Annotated in this window: 12 protein-coding genes and 1 riboswitch; of the genes, 6 read left to right on the forward strand and 6 right to left on the reverse strand. The window is 73.8% G+C overall.

Annotated elements, in window-relative coordinates; translation table 11 throughout:
• The first annotated feature begins 28 nt into the window (after window positions 1-28).
• On the forward strand, window positions 29-895 hold the full coding sequence (locus KDN32_RS18485; protein WP_211733705.1) for a sulfotransferase domain-containing protein: 867 nt from the start codon (window positions 29-31) through the stop codon (window positions 893-895).
• A 12-nt stretch (window positions 896-907) separates the two neighbouring features.
• On the opposite strand, the gene KDN32_RS18490 is transcribed toward KDN32_RS18485, so the two are convergent.
• Complete coding sequence (locus tag KDN32_RS18490) at window positions 908-2,275, reverse strand: C40 family peptidase (RefSeq protein WP_211733706.1); 1,368 nt, start codon at window positions 2,273-2,275, stop codon at window positions 908-910.
• A gap of 315 nt (window positions 2,276-2,590) precedes the next feature.
• Here KDN32_RS18490 and KDN32_RS18495 point away from each other — a divergent pair, with 315 nt between their 5' ends.
• Window positions 2,591-3,556, forward strand: coding sequence for a putative endonuclease domain-containing protein (locus tag KDN32_RS18495; RefSeq protein WP_211733707.1), 966 nt, complete (start codon window positions 2,591-2,593; stop codon window positions 3,554-3,556).
• 96 nt (window positions 3,557-3,652) lie between these two features.
• On the opposite strand, the gene KDN32_RS18500 is transcribed toward KDN32_RS18495, so the two are convergent.
• From KDN32_RS18500 to KDN32_RS18515, 4 genes are all read right to left on the reverse strand, one after another.
• Window positions 3,653-4,699 carry a phosphatase PAP2 family protein gene (locus tag KDN32_RS18500; RefSeq protein ID WP_307854214.1) on the reverse strand — a complete coding sequence of 349 codons (1,047 nt, stop codon included), beginning with the start codon at window positions 4,697-4,699 and terminating at the stop codon, window positions 3,653-3,655.
• A gap of 21 nt (window positions 4,700-4,720) precedes the next feature.
• Complete coding sequence (locus KDN32_RS18505; RefSeq protein ID WP_211733708.1) at window positions 4,721-5,722, reverse strand: ABC transporter ATP-binding protein; 1,002 nt, start codon at window positions 5,720-5,722, stop codon at window positions 4,721-4,723.
• Window positions 5,723-5,724: 2 nt separating this feature from the next.
• Window positions 5,725-7,359, reverse strand: a complete 1,635-nt coding sequence (locus KDN32_RS18510) for an ABC transporter permease (protein WP_211733709.1) — start codon at window positions 7,357-7,359, stop codon at window positions 5,725-5,727.
• A 64-nt stretch (window positions 7,360-7,423) separates the two neighbouring features.
• On the reverse strand, window positions 7,424-8,503 hold the full coding sequence (locus tag KDN32_RS18515; protein ID WP_211733710.1) for a thiamine ABC transporter substrate-binding protein: 1,080 nt from the start codon (window positions 8,501-8,503) through the stop codon (window positions 7,424-7,426).
• Window positions 8,493-8,602: riboswitch (TPP riboswitch) on the reverse strand. It overlaps the preceding gene by 11 nt.
• 34 nt (window positions 8,603-8,636) lie before the next feature.
• Here KDN32_RS18515 and KDN32_RS18520 point away from each other — a divergent pair.
• The 4 genes from KDN32_RS18520 (at window position 8,637) to KDN32_RS18535 (ending at window position 15,833) form a co-directional block, all read left to right on the forward strand.
• Window positions 8,637-9,539: an alpha/beta hydrolase gene (locus KDN32_RS18520; protein ID WP_211733711.1), complete on the forward strand. Its 903-nt coding sequence runs from the start codon at window positions 8,637-8,639 to the stop codon at window positions 9,537-9,539.
• A 133-nt stretch (window positions 9,540-9,672) separates the two neighbouring features.
• A complete protein-coding gene (locus KDN32_RS18525; protein ID WP_211733712.1) occupies window positions 9,673-12,249 on the forward strand; it encodes an Ig-like domain-containing protein in 2,577 nt (858 codons plus the stop codon).
• Between the two features lie 232 nt (window positions 12,250-12,481).
• Window positions 12,482-15,316, forward strand: coding sequence for an Ig-like domain-containing protein (locus tag KDN32_RS18530; protein WP_211733713.1), 2,835 nt, complete (start codon window positions 12,482-12,484; stop codon window positions 15,314-15,316).
• Between the two features lie 79 nt (window positions 15,317-15,395).
• Window positions 15,396-15,833, forward strand: a complete 438-nt coding sequence (locus tag KDN32_RS18535) for a GNAT family N-acetyltransferase (RefSeq protein ID WP_211733714.1) — start codon at window positions 15,396-15,398, stop codon at window positions 15,831-15,833.
• Here the strand turns inward: KDN32_RS18535 and KDN32_RS18540 are convergent.
• Window positions 15,799-16,932: an aldehyde dehydrogenase family protein gene (locus KDN32_RS18540; protein WP_211733715.1), complete on the reverse strand. Its 1,134-nt coding sequence runs from the start codon at window positions 16,930-16,932 to the stop codon at window positions 15,799-15,801. The two genes, KDN32_RS18535 and KDN32_RS18540, sit on opposite strands and share 35 nt — an antisense overlap.
• Window positions 16,933-16,977 lie beyond the last annotated feature (45 nt).

Here is a 16,977-nt window from a genome sequence, read left to right on the forward strand (position 1 = left end):
ACGTAGCCGGGCCGGTAGGTTCGCGGCGATGAACGAGCCCGCCCCCTCCACCCCGCTGGGCGTGATGGCCTACGACTTCGCGATCGTGGGCGTCCAGAAGGGTGGGACGTCGACCCTCGCGGTGACCCTCAACCAGCACCCGCTGGTGTGCCAGCCCCCGGACAAGGAGCGGCACTACTTCGACGACGAGACCGTCGACTGGTCGGCGCCCGACCACGCCCGCGACTACGTCGCCCCGCGCCGCGCGGCGATCCACCGCCGGGTCGGGGACGCGTCGCCTACCTACCTCTACTGGCCGCACGCGATGGAGCGGATGCGGGCCTACGACCCGGGCATGCCGCTCGTGGCGGTGTTCCGCGACCCGCTGGAGCGGCTCTTCTCGCACTGGGTGATGCTCCGCTCGCGCAACCTGAAGTGGCCCGACTGGCCCGACTTCCTCACCGAGTGGCCGCACACCTCGCTGCCCGACGAGGTGCCCGAGGGTGTGCGGACGATGCGCTGGCGGCACATGACCGGGCTCGCGCGCGGGTTCTACGGCGAGCAGCTGCAGCGCGGCTTCGAGCTCTTCGACCGCCGCCAGTGGCTGCTGCTCGAGCTGCGCGCGATGCTGGCCGACTTCCCCGCCACCGTCGACCGGACCACCGACTTCCTCGACCTGCCCCGCTTCGAGCGGGTGCCCCCGCTGCGCAACTGGCACGCGGGTGCCGAGCAGGTCCCGGGCACGGCGCCGACCGCCGACGACGTCTCGCGGCTGGCCGCTCTCTACGCCAAGGACCTCGCGCTGTTCGAGGAGCTCTCCGGCATCGACACGTCCGCCTGGCCGACCCGCCGGGTCCTCGACGGCGACCTGGAGCCCGGCGAGCTGGCCGCGCGGTTCGCGCGCAAGGTGCGCTGAGCCGACCCGCCGTCAGGGGCGGGCGAAGAAGTTCGGCGCCCGCCAGTAGTACATCGACTCCTCGGAGACGTCGCGGCCGGTGCGCGGCGCGTGCACGACCTGGCCGTCGCCGACGTAGATCGCGACGTGGTAGATCGAGTCGGGGCTGCTCGACGACCCCCAGAAGACCAGGTCGCCGGGCTGGAGCTCGCCGGCCGAGATCCTCGTCGACTGCGTGTACTGCGCGACCGAGTAGTGCGGCAGCGACTTCCCGCCGCTGGCCCACGCGCCCGCGGTGAGGCCGGAGCAGTCCCACGCGTCGGGGCCGGCGGCGCCGTAGGCGTACGGCTCCCCGATCTGGCCGCGGGCGAACGCGACGGCCGCGGCGGCGTCGCCGGTGGTCGGGACGGGGGTGGGCGTGGGGGTGGGTTTGGGCGTCGGGGTGGGCGTGGCCGTGGGCGTCGGGGTGGGAGTGGGCGTCGCCGTCGGGGTGGGGATCGACGTCGCCGTGGGCGTCGGGGTGGGAGTGGGAGTGGGCGTCGGCGACGGTGTCGGCGTCGCACTGGCCTCCTCCTGTTCCTCCTGCTCGGCCTGCTCTGCCGCGGCCTGCGCGGCGGCGGCTGCGGCCTCGGCGGCCGCCCGCTCGAGGGCGCGCTGGCGACGCTCGGCGAGGCGGACGCTGATCCCCTGCAGCTCGGCGAGCTCGGCGACCAGGTCCGACTTCCGGGCGGCGATGCCCTCCGCCTGGGCGCCCGCCTCGGCCTCGGCCTCGGCTGCTGCGTCCCGGGCCTCGGCGGCCTCGGCCTCTGCGCGGTCCGCCCGGTCGGCGGCGTCGGCGGCGGTGCCCGCGGTGACCTCCGCGACCGCCGCGGCGGCGGCGTAGGAGTCGTACTGGCCGTCGAGCACGTCGGAGGTGGTCGCCATGGTCACCGAGTGGTCCACCATCGACTGGATCCCGTCGGACCCGACGACGGCGGCCAGTCCCTGCACCCCGGCCGCGTCCTCGTAGGAGGCGACGACGGCGTCGGCGTAGAGCTCGCGCTGCTCGGCCACGTGCGCGCTCGCGCGGTCGGCCGCGGCCTGCGCCTCGACGGCGTCGGCGCGCGCCTGCTCGGCCCGCCACCGGGCCCCGTTGAACGCCTCGGCCGCGCGGGCCGCGCGGTCGCCGGCCTCCTCGAGGGCCAGGTCGGCCCGGATCAGGTCGGCCCGGACCGCGGCGACGTCACGCTCCGCGGCGTCCGCCCGCTCGCGGGCGGCGGCGACGTCGGACTCGCTCGGCACCTGCTCGTCGTCGGCGAACGCGGCGCCGCGGCCACCGCCGAGCGCGAGTCCGGCGACGAGGAGGGCAGCGGTCGCCCAGCGCGCCGTCGTACGACGTGGTGCGGGTGTCTCGTCGGGCACGGGGGTTCCCCTTGAGGTCTCGGGAGCCCGTGCGACTTCCCCATCGCACGGGCAACTCGAGGCACGCTAATCAACTTTCGTCACACAGGGAACAGTTTCCTCAACTTTTTCACCGTCGTGCGGCGTGTCGCTTTGACGAACTACAACGGTGTAATTCCAGCACGAACGGCGAGATATCCGGGGATTGTCGTGGTGTGGACCCGAGATCTCGGGCGCGCAGCACGAGTTCCGGGTGCGGAGCCCGACGTCCGGCGCCCTGTCCACAGGCTGCACGAGCCAGGGTTGGGGCGCTGCCGCCACGGGCACCCGACTCGCATGATGAAGCCACCGCTCGCCCTCGCCGGCGTCGTACGACTTCGCCGCGAGCTGGTCGCCGAGGGCATGACCGACGACCAGATCGCGCGCCTCGTCCGCGCGAAGGCGCTGACCAGGATCCGCTACGGCGCCTACGTGCCCACGTCCGTGTGGCTCCAGGCCACGGAGGAGGAACGCCATCGCTTGCTGTGCCGCGCCGTCGTCGCCCGCGCCGACCCGATGACCGCGCTCACCCACGTCTCGTCCGTGGTCGAGCGGTGCGTCCCCGTGTGGGGGTTCGACCTCGGCGTCGTCCACACGACCCGGCTCGGCGCCGATCGTGCCGGCCGCAAGCTCGCGGACTGGACACCGCACCGCGGGGTGCTCGGCGACGACGACGTCGAGGAGCTCCACGGGCTCACGATCAGCACCGCGGCCCGCTCCGCCTTCGAGGTCACCACGATCACGGGGATCGAACCCGCGCTGGTCGTGGTCAACCGCCTGCTGCACGCCCGTGCGATGACGCTGCAGGACCTCGAGCACCAGGTCGAGGCGCACGCCGACTGGCCCGGGAGCCTGACGGCGACGATCGTGCTGCGGTTGGCAGACGCACGGCTGGAGTCGGTCGGCGAGGACCGGTTCAGCTACGTGACCTACACCCAGGGACTACCGCGACCTGAGCCGCAGTGGGAGGTTCGCGACGAGAACGGCACGCTCGTGGCGCGGCTCGACTTCGCGTGGCCCGACCACGGCGTGTTCGTCGAGTTCGACGGGCGGATGAAGTACGAGCGGTACCGCCGCGACGGCGAGACGCTGGAGGAGTTCCTCATGCGCGAGAAGAGGCGCGAGGAGCTCGTGTGCCAGCTCACCGGCTGGACCTGCATCCGCGTCACGTGGGCGGACCTGGCCCGCCCCGAGCGCCTCGCCGCGCGGATCCGCGCTGTGTTCGAGTCGCGCCGGCGCGAGGGGCGCCGCCTCGGCGCGTGATCCTCGTACCCGCAGCTCGTGGTTCGCACCCGGGATCTCGGGTGCGAAGCACGAAGGTCCCCGGATATCCGGGGAGTCCAGGCGCAGGACCGGCGGTCAGTCGGCGTCGACGGGGACCTGCGACGTCGTCGAGGTCGGGTGTGAGGCGAGGCCGTGCCGGTCGAACTTCTGCCCGCTCGCGAGGCCGCCGAGCCAGAAGGAGAACAGGGCGATCACGACGCCGGCGAGGTCGTCGGCGATGTAGTGCCAGCCGAAGTAGAGCGTGGCGATGACGGTGATCGCGAAGTTGGCCCAGAAGACGATGTGCAGGATCCGGTTGCGCAGCGTGTACTGCACCATCAGGGCGACCAGCAGCGTGATCGCGGTGTGCAGCGACGCGAAGCCGGCGACCGACTGGACGGCGCCCTCGACGCCCTCGCGCAACACGTTGGAGCGCCCGTAGGACAGCGCCTCCATCAGCGCGCTCGACCCGGTGTCGGGCAGGTCGGTGTAGAGGTAGCTGTACTGGAAGCCGGGACCGAGCGTCGGCAGCGCGTAGTAGGAGGCGGTGCCGAGCGTCCACGCGAGGCACTGGGAGGTGGCGAACCAGTAGCCGAAGGTGATGTTGCGCGACCACACCAGCCACGCGGCCAGCGCCAGCGGCACCAGCGGCAGGAACCACAGGTAGATGGTGGAGAAGAAGTGGGCCTGGATCCCGGTGCCGAGCACGGTGTGCAGGATGGTGGCCGGCTCGTGGCCGAACATCAGCGTGCGGTCGATGAGGTGCAGCTCGCGGTCGTACTTGTCCTCGCCCATGATGAAGGGCAGGAACGACTTGAGGTTCCGGTAGCAGACGTAGGTGATGTAGAAGCAGACCAGGCCGAGGACGACCAGGGTGATCCGCTCACGGTTCCAGTGCGTGCGCACCCGCTCCCTGGCCACCGGGAGCATCGCCGCCGGCTTGAAGCGCGACTTCCACAGGGTCCTGGGCAGCAGGTCGAGCAGGAAGGCGCCCAGGACGAGCAGCGGCAGCCGCAGCCACGACGGGCCGAGGAAGCCCTCGGGGTCGACGAGCGGTCGGTCGAGGGTGATCGACGCGGCGACGGCGAGGGCGCCCATGAGGGCGGCGACTCCGACGAGGAGGGCGTAGGCCGGTCGATGCACGCAGGTCAGTGTAGGGACGGGTCAAGGTCGGGGCACGATCGGCAGCACAGCGAGGCGGGTCACATCGCCCTGCAGCCGCACGTCCTCGCCGGGGCCCACGTGGCTGCCGAGCGGGGCGACCGCGTCGAGGGTGCCGACGCCCTCGACCTCCACGACGAGACGGACCTGCTCCGGCGTCGCGCGCGCCGAGGTGACGTGCGCCGGGACGGGACCGTCGGGGTCGACCACCAGGGCCGAGCGCCGCAGCGCGACCGCGGGCGCCGCGGGCAGGCCGGCCGCGGCGAGCAGGCGCGACGCGGCCCGGTCGCGCACGACGCGGGCGTAGCCGAGGAAGAGCGCGGTCTCCTCGTCGGCGGGCGCGCGCCACACCTCGTCGATCGGACCCTGCTGCACCACGCGGCCGGCCCGCATCACGGCGAGCCGGTCGGCGAGCGCGAACGCCTCCTCGTGGTCGTGGGTGACGAGCAGCGCGGTGGTGCCCGCGGCACGCAGGATCTGGCGCAGGTCGGCGGCCAGCCGCTCGCGCAGGGTGGCGTCGAGGGAGGACAGCGGCTCGTCGAGCAGGATCAGGCGCGGGTCGACGGCGAGCGCGCGGGCCAGCGCGACCCGCTGCCGCTCGCCGCCCGACAGCGTCCCGGGCAGGCGCTCCTCGTGGCCGGCGAGCCCCACCAGGTCGAGCAGCTCGCGCACCCGGGCGGTGGTCCTGGCCGCGGACGTGCGCCGCAGGCGCAGCGCGTACGCCACGTTGCGCGCGACGCTCAGGTGGCCGAAGAGCTGGCCGTCCTGGAACATCAGGGCGAACCCGCGCCGGTGCGTGGGCGTGCCGCGCAGGTCGGTGCCGTCGAACGAGATCGCGCCGGACGCGAGCGGCTCGAGGCCGGCCACGGCGCGCAGCAGCGTCGACTTGCCGCAGCCGGACGGCCCGAGGACGGCGAGGACCTCGCCGTCGGGCAGGTCGAGGGAGACGTCGTCGACGGCCGCGGTGTCGCCGTAGCGGACGGTCACGCCGGACAGGGAGAGCATCGTCAGAACGCTCCCACACCCGGCACCCGCAGCCGCTCGACGGCCAGCATGACGACCGCGGTGGTCGCCGCCAGCACGACGGACGCGGCCAGCGCCATGCCGTAGTTCATCTCGCCCGGGTGGCCGATCAGCCGGAAGATCACCACCGGCAGGGTCGGGCTGTCGTCACGGGCGAGGAACGACGTCGCGCCGAACTCGCCGAGCGACGCCGCGAACGCGAAGCCGCTCGCGGCCAGCGCGGGCTTCCACACCACGGGCAGGTCGACGGTGAGCACGGCCCGCCAGGGCGAGGCGCCGAGCGAGGCCGCCGCCTGGCGCTGCCGGTCGTCCACCCCGGCGAGCACCGGCGTGAGGGTGCGCACCACCAGGGGCAGCGCGACGAGCGCCTGTGCGAGCGGCACCAGCAGCGGCGAGTCGCGCAGGTCGAGCGGCGGGCGGTCCAGGGTGATGAGGAAGCCGAAGCCGAGCGTCACCGCGCTGACGCCCAGCGGCAGCATGAAGAACCCGTCGAGCGCGGACCGGACCCGGCGCTCGGCGGCCGAGCGCGAGCGCCGCGTGACGACGACGGAGACCAGGCCGCCGAGCAGCAGCGCCATCCAGGTGGCGTCGACGGCGGTGCGCAGGCTCATCAGGAGCGCGTCGCTCACCGGCACCAGCAGCGCCTGCCCGTCCCCCGCCGAGGAGAGAGCGCGGTAGTTGGCCAGCCCCCATCCGTCACCGACGCTCAGGGAGCCCGCGACGAGCGCGGCGACCGGCGCCAGCATCGCGCCCAGCACGACCAGCGTCGCCAGGACGACGGGCACGTCACCGCGACGCAGCGGCCGCGCGGCCACCACGGTCCGCTGGGCGGTCGGGTCGGGCACCGCGCGCAGCCGCGCCGAGACCGCGAGCAGGACCACGACCACGACGATCTGGAGCACCGACAGCGCGGCCGCGGCCTGCAGGTCGAACACGGTGGTGGTGAGCAGGTAGATCTCGGTCTCCACCGTGGAGTAGCGGACCCCGCCCAGGGTCAGCACGATGCCGAACGCGGTGGCGCAGAAGAGGAAGACGACGCTCGCGGCCCCCACCACAGCCGGCCGCAGCGCCGGCAGCGTGACCGTGCGCAGCACCTGCCACGGCGACGCGCCGAGCGCGGCGGCCGCCTGTCCCGGCCGCGGGTCGAGCGACTCCCAGGCGACGCCGACCGTGCGGACGACGACGGCGACGTTGAAGAAGACGAGCCCCGCCACGATCGCGACCGGGGTGCCGTCGAGGCCGAGGAAGCCGAGCGGGCCGCCCTCCCCCAGCAGCTGGCGGAACGCCACGCCGACGACGACGGTCGGCAGCACGAACGGCACCAGCAGCGCCGCGCGCACCGCGTGCCGGCCGGGCAGGCGCAGCCGGTGCAGGGCGTACGCCGCCGGCAGGCCGAGCAGGACCGCGAGCGCCGTCGCCACGGCCGACGACCACAGCGTGAACCACGCGACGCGGTGCACGCGCGGACGCGCCAGGACGTCCAGCACCGCGCCCGGGGCGAACCGCCCGTCGACCACGAAGCCCTCCGACAGCATGCCGCCGACGGGCAGCACGAAGAGGACGCCGAGGACCAGGACGGGCCCGGCCGCGAGCGCGAGCAGGGCGAGGACGCGCCTCATGGCACGGAGGTCTCGAGGCTCGTCGCTGGCGCTCCTCGCACCTCGACCAGCGAGCGGTGCGGACTCACCGGGAGATGACGTCGGTCCACTCGGTCAGCCACTCCTCGCGGTTCGCCGCGATCTCGGCGGGGTCGACCTCGTAGGGGTCGGTCGGCTGCTGGGCGAACTGCGCCCAGCCGTCGGGGACGGTCGCGCCGGGCATCACCGGGAAGACGTACATCGACTCCGGCAGCGCGCTCTGCACCTCGGCGGAGAGCATCCAGTCGACGAGCGCCTCGGCGCCCTCGGGGTTGTCCGCGCCGGCGAGGACACCGGCGTACTCGACCTGGCGGAAGCAGGTGTCGAGCAGCGCGGCGGTCGTGCTCCGGCCGTCCTCGACGGTGAAGGCGGGCGAGGAGTCGTAGGACACCACGATCGGGCGGGTGCCGGTCTTCGACCCGGCGGTGAAGTCGCCGTAGTAGGCGTCCTCCCAGCCGTCGACGACCTTGGCCCCGTTGGCGAGCAGGTCGGCCCAGTAGTCGGGCCAGTCGTCGCCGTACTGCGCCACGGTCGCCAGAAAGAACGCCATGCCGGGGCTGCTGGTCGACGCACCGGGGGTGACCATCAGGTCGGCGTAGGCCGGGTCGGTCAGGTCGTCGAGCGTCTCCGGCGGCGTGAGGCCCTCGCGGTCGAACCAGTCGGTGTCGACGTTGACGCACACGCTGGCCGAGTCGACCGGCACCAGCCGGTCGCCACCCTCGGCGAGGGCGTACTGCTCCGGCGGGGTGGTGCCCGGCGTGAAGGCAGCGAACGCGCCCTCGTCGAGCGGGCGGGACGCGAAGGTGTTGTCGATCCCGTACGCGGCGTCGGCGATCGGGTTGTCGGCAGTGAGGCTGAGCTTGGTGGCCAGGGTGCCGGCGTCGCCGGCGGCCCGCACCTCGAGGGTGTAGCCCGACTCCTCCTCGAACTGGCGCACGAGCTTCTTGGGCAGGTGGAACGACTCGTGGGTGGCGAGCACGACGGTGCCACCGCCCGACCCGGAGCCGCCGGCAGCGGACGTCGACGGCTCGGTGGCGGTGTCGCCGCCGCCGGTGAGGCTGCAGCTGGTGAGCAGCAGGGTCGTGGCGGCGCTCGCCAGGCACGCGCGGACGGTGACGCGGTTCATCGTGACTCCCTATCGCCGGTGCTAGCCGGATCAGGTTCGGAGGGTCTGCGGCTGGTCCGCACTCTCAGCACGCCTGCACGTGCTCCCCTGTCTTGTGGGGCCAGCGTACTCGCGCAACTCCTAGGCTGCGCGCATGCCCAGCCGCCGCCACGACCTGCTCGCCGCCCTCGTCCCGCGCGTGCGTCGCTCGCGCGAGCTGGACACCGAGCCGCGCGAGCGGGCGCGCGTCGAGGCCTGGCACCGCACCCTCGACCGGTCGCTGCCGACGCGGGCGGTCCCGGGGTTCGCCCGTCGGTGGGACGTCTCGGTGGACGACCCCGGCTTCCCGTCCCACGTCCTCACCCCGCGCGACCGCCGGGTCCACCGCACCCTCTACTACGTGCACGGCGGCGGCTACATGGCCCCGATCGACGCCTTCCACGTCCGCTACGCCACCCGCCTCGCCGACGCGATCGGCGCCCGGGTGGTCATGCCCGACTACCCGCTCGCGCCCGAGCACACTTGGCGCGACTCCCACGACGCGCTGGTCGCCGACGTCGCGCGGTGGTCGGACGAGCCGGGCGGCGTGGTCCTCGCGGGCGACTCGGCCGGGGGCGGGCTCGCCCTCGCGGTTGCCGTGTCCGTGCGCGACCGCGGCCTGATGCCCGCCACCCACCTCGTGCTGCACGCGCCGTGGGTCGACCTCACCACCTCGACGCGCGCCGACACCGAGGCTGCCGACGTGATCGACCCGTGGCTGTTCATCGGCAAGCTCGACGCCTACGCGGGCTGGTGGGCGGGGTCGCCCGACGACCTCCGGCGCTCGGAGGTCTCCCCCGCACTGGCCGACCTGTCCGGCCTCCCGCCGGGCATCGTGCTCTACGGCACCCGCGACCTGCTGCACCCCGGCTGCCGGCTGCTCGTGCGTCGGGCACGCGAGGCCGGCTGGGACCTCACCGCGGTCGAGGAGCCGGACCTGATCCACGTCTACGGCCTGCTGCCGGGCGTCCCGGAGGCGCGGCGCGCGTTCGACCAGGTCGTGTCCTTCCTGTCCTGAGGGATGGACGGACGTCACCAGGTCTGCCACACGAGATCCACAAGAGGGTCGTTCGGCTCCGGCCGGTCGGCGCGGAGCGTGTGATGCGGACGGGGGTGGGCCGTGGGGGCGCGCCCACGACCGAAGGGCACACATGTCCATCCTCTCCGCACGCGTCCCGCGTGCGTTCCTCAGCGGGGCCGTCGCGCTCGTGGCGTCGGTCAGCACGCTCGCGGTCGCCGCGGGAACCGCCGACGCTGCGGCGCCGGAGTCCGCCGTCATCACCGACCCCGGCTGCGCCGCCAGCAGCCTGCCGCTCAACGACGACGACAGCTCCGGGGCCATCGACCTGACCTCGCCGCTGTCGTTCTACGACCGCACGGTCACCCAGGCGTTCGTCAACAACAACGGCAACATCACCTTCGACGGGCCGATGTACAACTACTCGGGCCACATCTCGACGCTGCCGCGTCCCCTGCTGGCGCCCTTCTTCGGCGACCTGGAGACGACCTACACCGGGACCCCGGTCACCTACGGCTCCGTCGAGTGGCAGGGCCGCCCTGCCCTGTGCGTGTCCTGGCACGACATCGGCTTCTTCGGCGCCGGGACGACGCCGACCAACGACTTCCAGGCGCTGCTCGTCGACCGGTCCGACGTGGCCGACGGCGACTTCGACGTGGTGCTCAACTACGCCCGCGTCGACGGCGACCGCGGCGGATCGGTCCAGATCGGCTTCAGCGCCGCGGACCAGAACCCCGAGCACGTCTACGTCTTCCCGGGCTCCAACGTCCCCGGTGCGTTCCTCGACACCAACCCGGCCGGCCTGGTCCACGGCTCGCGCGAGTCCGACGTCCTCGGCCGCTACGTCTTCCGCTTCCGCGACGGCGTCCCGGTCGGCGTGACCCCGCCCGACACGGACATCGCCTCCGGCCCGGCGGCGCGCTCCACCGACGCCGCTCCCGCCTTCACCTACACCACGACCTCCGCGGAGCACCGCCGCTTCGAGTGCCGGCTCACCGCCGACGACCAGGTCCCCGGCGCGTTCACCACCTGCCCGGACGCCGGTACGTCCTACGCGGACCTCGCCGACGGTGGCTACACCTTCGAGGTCCGGGCCGTCGACGCCTACTACAGCACCGACAGCACCCCGGCCGCGCAGTCCTTCGAGGTCGACACCACCGGGCCCACCACGACGCTCGACACGGTCCCGGCGCTGCTCGCCAACGACCCGACCCCGTCGTTCACCTGGAGCTCCGAGGACGCCGACGTCGCCTCCTCCGAGTGCCACCTCGACCGCGTCCCCAGCGCCGAGCCGTCCCCGTGGTGGGACTGCGCCGACGCCGAGGACCTCGGCCCGCTGGGCGACGGCGACTGGACCTTCTCGGTCCGCGGCACCGACGACCTCGGCAACACCGGCGACGCCGCGTCGTACGACTTCTCCATCGACACGGTCGGCACCGGCGCGACCATCGAGACCGGCCCGGCCCGTCTCGGCAACGACGCGAGCCCGTCCTTCACCTACGCCTTCGACCCGTCCGAGGACGTGGCGGGCGTCGAGTGCCGGGTCTCCGGCGCCGAGCCGACCGCGTGGACCGAGTGCGACGCGTCGACCTTCGAGGCGACCGACCTGACCGACGGCGACTGGACCTTCGAGGTCCGGGCGACCGACCACGCCGGCAACGTCGGGGACAGCGCCAGCTGGGCGTTCACCGTCGACACCGTGGCGCCCACCGTCGCGATCACGTCCGGTGCGCGGACCCCGGGCAACGACAGCACCCCGTCGTTCGGCTTCACCGGGACGCCCGCCACGGACGTCGACCACTACGAGTGCGTCGTCGTGCCCGTCGGCGCCCAGCTCGCCACTCCGGAGACCTGCACGTCCGGCTGGACGTCCGCCCCGCTCGAGGACGGTGACCACGGCTTCGTCGTGGTGGCCGTCGACGGCGCGGGCAACGTCAGCGAGCCCGCCCGGCAGGACCTGACCGTCGACACCGTGGCCCCCGAGACCACGGTGACCGACGCTCCCCCGGCCGTCGTGGACACCGCCTCCGCCACCTTCGGCTGGGCGTCCGACAGCGAGGGCTCCACGTTCGAGTGCCGACTGCTGGCCGACGGGCGCAGCAGCGCCTGGGAGCCGTGCGCCGCGTCCTCGCGCACCTTCACCGGCCTCGCCGACGGCGGTCACGCCTTCGAGGTGCGGGCGACGGACGCCGCCGGCAACACCGACGCGACGCCCGCCGGCGCCAAGGTGCTGGTCAACGTCGGCCGTCCGACCATCACGGCCGCTCTCTCCAGCCCGACCCCGGTCAGCGCCTTCGGGTGGTACCGCGACACGGTGACGATCACCTACACCTGCGCCGGCAACGGCAGCGCGGTCGTGGCCTGCCCCGCGCCCCGCGTGGTGCCGCGCGCCCAGCAGGGCCGGGTCGTCTTCCGTGCGACGGTCCGCACCGCCGACGGCGACGTCGCCACGCTGAGCACCACGCTCCACGTCGACAAGGGCAAGCCGAGGGCCGCGATCAAGGGCTTCAGCGGCAACCGGACCTACACCTCGGTGCCGAAGCCGCGGTGCAGGGCCTCCGACCCCCGGTCGGGCCTCGACACCTGCGAGGTCACGGTGCGCAAGGTCGAGCGACGCGGCCGCGTCTACGTCGTGGCACGAGCGAAGGCCGTCGACAAGGCGGGCAACGTGCGCGTGGTCCGCAAGCAGGCGCCGTTCCGGAAGGCCTGAGCACGACGGCAGCACCACCGGCGGGGCCGGACGGAGAACACTCCGTCCGGCCCCGTCCGGCGTTCCGAGTCCGTGGTCGGGGCCGTTCTGCACCCGAAGGGGTGTACGGGGTGACCAGCACTGCCACAGGAGTGCCACAACGTCGGCGTTCGCCGACGGGTGATCCGCAACCGGCGTGGGATGGCCCTGCGCACCCGTGGGGGGCTGCGCCTCGCCACCCCGAAGGGTCCGCATGTCCCAGCCATCCCGGCCGTGGGCGCGCCTCGCGCGCGCTGCCGCCACCGTCCTCTCCGCCACCGCAGTATCCGCAGCCGGCGCCGTCGCCCTCGTCCCGTCGGCCGCCTCGGCCGCCGCACCGGGCGCCGTCGTCGACCTGCCGGGCTGCACCGACAACAGCCTGACCGGCGCGTACTACGACGGCGCCTCGGCGTCGCTGCCCGCGCCCGTCAAGGTGGGCACCGGCACGATCGACACCGTCAACGTCTACAACATGGGCTACCTGTACGGCTACGACGCGAACGGCAGCGGCGGCGGCCAGCTCGAGCTGTACCCCCTCCACCTCAACAACAACTCCAGCGGGGGCAACTCGGGCGTCACCTACGGACAGACCACCTGGAACGGCCGCCCGGCCTTCTGCCAGCAGATGACCGACTACCGCGGCCCCGCGATGACCGGCTCGTCGAGCGCCCAGGCGCTGATCGTCGACCGATCGGACATCGCTGCCGGCGACTTCGACGTGGTCTACAACTACGACCGGGTCCAGGTCGACGGTCGCTGGGCCTGGTCGGGCGTGTACCTGTACTCCTACTACTCCAGCTACTACGAGAACTGGATCGCCCCCGGCAGCGGCAGCGACGGCGCCCTCGAGGACGCCAACCAGGCCACCGGGCTCATCCACTCCTCGCGCGAGTCGTCGGTGCTCGGCCGCTACGTGTTCCGGATCCGCAACGGCCGCCTGGCGAGCACCCCGGACGCGACCATCACCGGCAAGCCCGCCGCCCTCGGCGCCAGCTCGGCGGTGTCCTTCACCTACGCCACCTCCGACGCCGAGACCTTCGACCGGTTCGAGTGCCGGGTGACGGCGGTGGGGTCCGACCCCGCCGACTTCGCCACCTGCGCGGACGCCGGCTCCGACTACGACCTCGCCGACGGCGACTACCGCTTCGAGGTCCGCGCCGTCGACACCCTCGGCGGCGTCGGCGACCCCACCTCGTACGAGTTCACCGTCGACACCACGAAGCCGGTCGTCACGCTGACCGACGAGCCCTCGGCCCGTTCCACCGACACCACCCCGACCTTCGCCTGGACCGTGGGCGAGGCGACCGGCTCGGTCGAGTGCCGCGTCGACACCCGCCCCCTTCCCGAGGAGCGCGCCGCGTGGGAGCCCTGCTCCTCCGGTGACGCGCTGGCCGGGCTCGGTGACGGCGACTACCGCTTCGAGGTCCGCGCCACCGACCGCGCCGGCAACCAGGGCGACGCCACCTCGTCCGACTTCAGCATCGACACCTCCGGCCCGGCCGTGTCCTGGACGACGACCCCCGACGCGCTGACCATCGTCGCCACGCCCACGTTCGCGTGGTCCACCGAGGACGCCGACGTGGCGTCGTACTCCTGCCGCCTGAGCCGTCCGGTCGGCGAGCCGGCCCCGTGGGAGTCCTGCGACCCGACCGACGGACCGCTCACCCGGCTCGGTGACGGCGACTGGCGCTACGAGGTCAAGGCCGTCGACGACCTCGGCAACGAGGGCGCGCGCGCGTCCTACGACTTCACGGTCGACACCGCAGCCCCGGGCGTCGCGATCACCGGCCACCCGTCGGCCCGCGGCAACGTCACGTCGCCGGTCTTCGACTTCTCCTCCGACGCCGAGGACCTCGACCGCTTCGAGTGCCGCGTCACCGCCGACGGCAGCGAGCCCGCCGACTGGCACGCGTGCTCGACGGGTGACGAGCTCGACGGCCTCACCGACGGCGACTGGCGCTTCGAGGTCCGCGCCGTCGACCTCGCCGGCAACGCGGGCGAGGCGGCGTCCTTCGACTTCGCCGTCGACACGGCCGCGGCCGGCGTCACCGTCACCAGCCGTCCGCGGGCCATCGGCAACGACGCCACGCCGTCGTTCGCCTACGTCGTGGACCCGTCCGCGGACCTCGACCACTTCGAGTGCGTCGTGGTGCCCGAGGGCGCGCAGTCCGCGTCGCCCGAGCGGTGCGACGCGGCCGGCTTCACCTCCGCGGCGCTCGAGGACGGCAGCTACGTCTTCAGCGTCGTGGCCGTCGACACCGCCGGCAACACCAGCGACCCGGCGACGGTCCGCTTCACGGTCGACACCGTGGCGCCGTCGACCACGGTGACCCAGGCCCCGGCCGACGTCATCGCGACGGGTTCGGCGACCTTCGGCTGGTCGTCGGACGAGAGCCCGACCACGACGGAGTGCCGTCTCTCGCCCGCCGGCCAGACCGCGGCGTGGCAGTCCTGCGCCGCGACGTCGCGGACCTTCGGCTCGCTCGGCGACGGCTCGTACACCTTCGAGGTCCGCTCGACCGACGCCGCCGGCAACACCGGCGCCCCGGCGCGGGCCACCACGCGCGTCAACCTCGGCCAGCCGACGATCACGGCCGAGATCTCCAGCGCGACGCCGATCAGTGCGTTCGGCTGGTACCGCGACGCGGTGACGATCACCTACACCTGCGCCGGCAACGGCAGCCCGCTCGTCGGGGCCTGCCCCGCGCCGCGCCAGGTGCCGCGGGCCCAGCAGGGCAAGGTCGTCTTCCGGGCGAGCATCGCCACGGCTGACGGCGACACCGCGTCGGTGAGCACCACGCTGCTGATCGACAAGGGCAAGCCGCAGGCGAGGATCAAGGGCTTCAGCGGCAAGCGGGTCTACACCTCCGTGCCGAAGCCGACCTGTCGCGCCTCGGACCCCCGGTCGGGCCTGGACGACTGCACCGTGTCGGTCCGCAAGGTCACCCGCAAGGACGGCACGACCTACGTCGTGGTGAAGGCGACCGCCACCGACAAGGCCGGCAACGTCCGCGTGGTCCGCAAGCAGGCGCCCCTCCGGGCGGCCTGAGCACGACGACAGCAGCACCGGCGGGGCCGGACGGAGATCACTCCGTCCGGCCCCGTCCGGCGTTCGTAGACTGCGCGCCATGACGACGCGGGTGCTGGTGGCCTCCTTCGACGAGCTGGCGCCGCGGACGGCGTACGACGTCTGGCGGCTGCGCCAGCAGGTGTTCGTCGTCGAGCAGGACTGCCCCTACCCCGACCTCGACGGGCGCGACCTCGAGGACACCGCCCGCCACCTCGTGCTGCTCGACGACGACCGGGTCGTCGGGACGCTGCGGGTCCTCGACGACGGCGGCTGGGCGCGGATCGGCCGCGTCGTCGTGGCCCCGGAGGCGCGCGGTCGCGGGCTCGCGGCCACGCTGATGGACGAGGCGGTCGCGCTCGTCTCCGGCCGCGAGGTGCGGCTCGACGCGCAGACCGGCCTCACCGCGTTCTACGCGGGCTACGGCTTCGAGGTGAGCGGCCCGGAGTTCGACGAGGACGGCATCATGCACGTGCCGATGCGTCGGGCACCAGCATGAGCACCGGGCCGAGGACCTCCTCCACCACGAGGCGGGAGTCGGCCGCCACGCCACCGATCACCGTGGGCTCGACCCACCAGCCCGGCCGGTCGAGGCGCCGGCCGCCGAGCGCGACGTCGGCGCGCTCGGACTCGGCGAGCGCGACGTAGCGCAGCACCCGGTCGCGGGCCACCGCCGAGCGCAGCGGACCGCACAGCGTCTCGGGGGAGGTCGGGTCGCCGACGGCCACCGCCGCCATCGCCTCGACCGCGGCCGCCCGCGCCTCGGCGTAGCGGAAGGCGGGCACCACCACGCTGCTCGGCACCCAGGGCGCCTGACCCGCGTTGGCCGCCACCGCACGCGCCGCCTCGGCAACCAGGGAGGCCATGTCGGCGCCGCCCGCGCGCACCTGTCGGGGGCCGCCGACCGTGACCCGGACACGGGTGCCGGGACGGTGCGCCACCGCCTTCACCCGGTCGCCCACCACGGCGGACCCGGCGACGACGACCTCGTCGACGCGACGGTCGAGGGTGAGCGCGATCGCGACGTCGACGTCACGCGTGGTGACGACGTTGAGGACCCCGCGAGGCAGGTGGTCGAGGGCGATGCGGCCGATCTCCAGCGCGGCGCTGGCCGCCTCCACGGCCGGCTTCAGAACGACCGTGCCGCCGGCGAGCAGGACCCGGCCGATCTCCTCGAGCGCCACCGCGAGCGGCGAGGTGGCCGGGGTGACGACGACGGTGACGCCGGCCTGGAGGCGGCGCGGCACCGCGCGGAGCTCGGCGATCGGACGGTCGACGTGGTCCTCGCGCAGCGCCACCGGGACGCCGGTCTCGGCGGCGAGGAGCAGCGCGAGGTCGTCGGCCCGGTCCTCGAGGGCAGCGCGGAAGGCGCGCACCGCGGCGACCCGCATGGTCGAGTCGGTGCTCCACGGGGTGGCGTCGAACGCGCGCCGGGCCGCCGTGAGCGCCGCGTCGACGTCGGCGGGCCCGGCGTCCGGGACCTGCCAGAGCACCTCGCCGGTGGCGGGGTTGCGGGCCGGGAAGGTCCAGCCCTCCACCGTCGGCTGCTCGCGGCCGTCGACGGGCAGGCCCACCGGCGCGGGGACGTGCTTGCTCATGGGGCCACTTCACCACGACCGGCCCAGCGACGACACGTCGTGGGC

Source organism: Nocardioides palaemonis (assembly GCF_018275325.1).
GTDB lineage: Bacteria > Actinomycetota > Actinomycetes > Propionibacteriales > Nocardioidaceae > Nocardioides > Nocardioides palaemonis.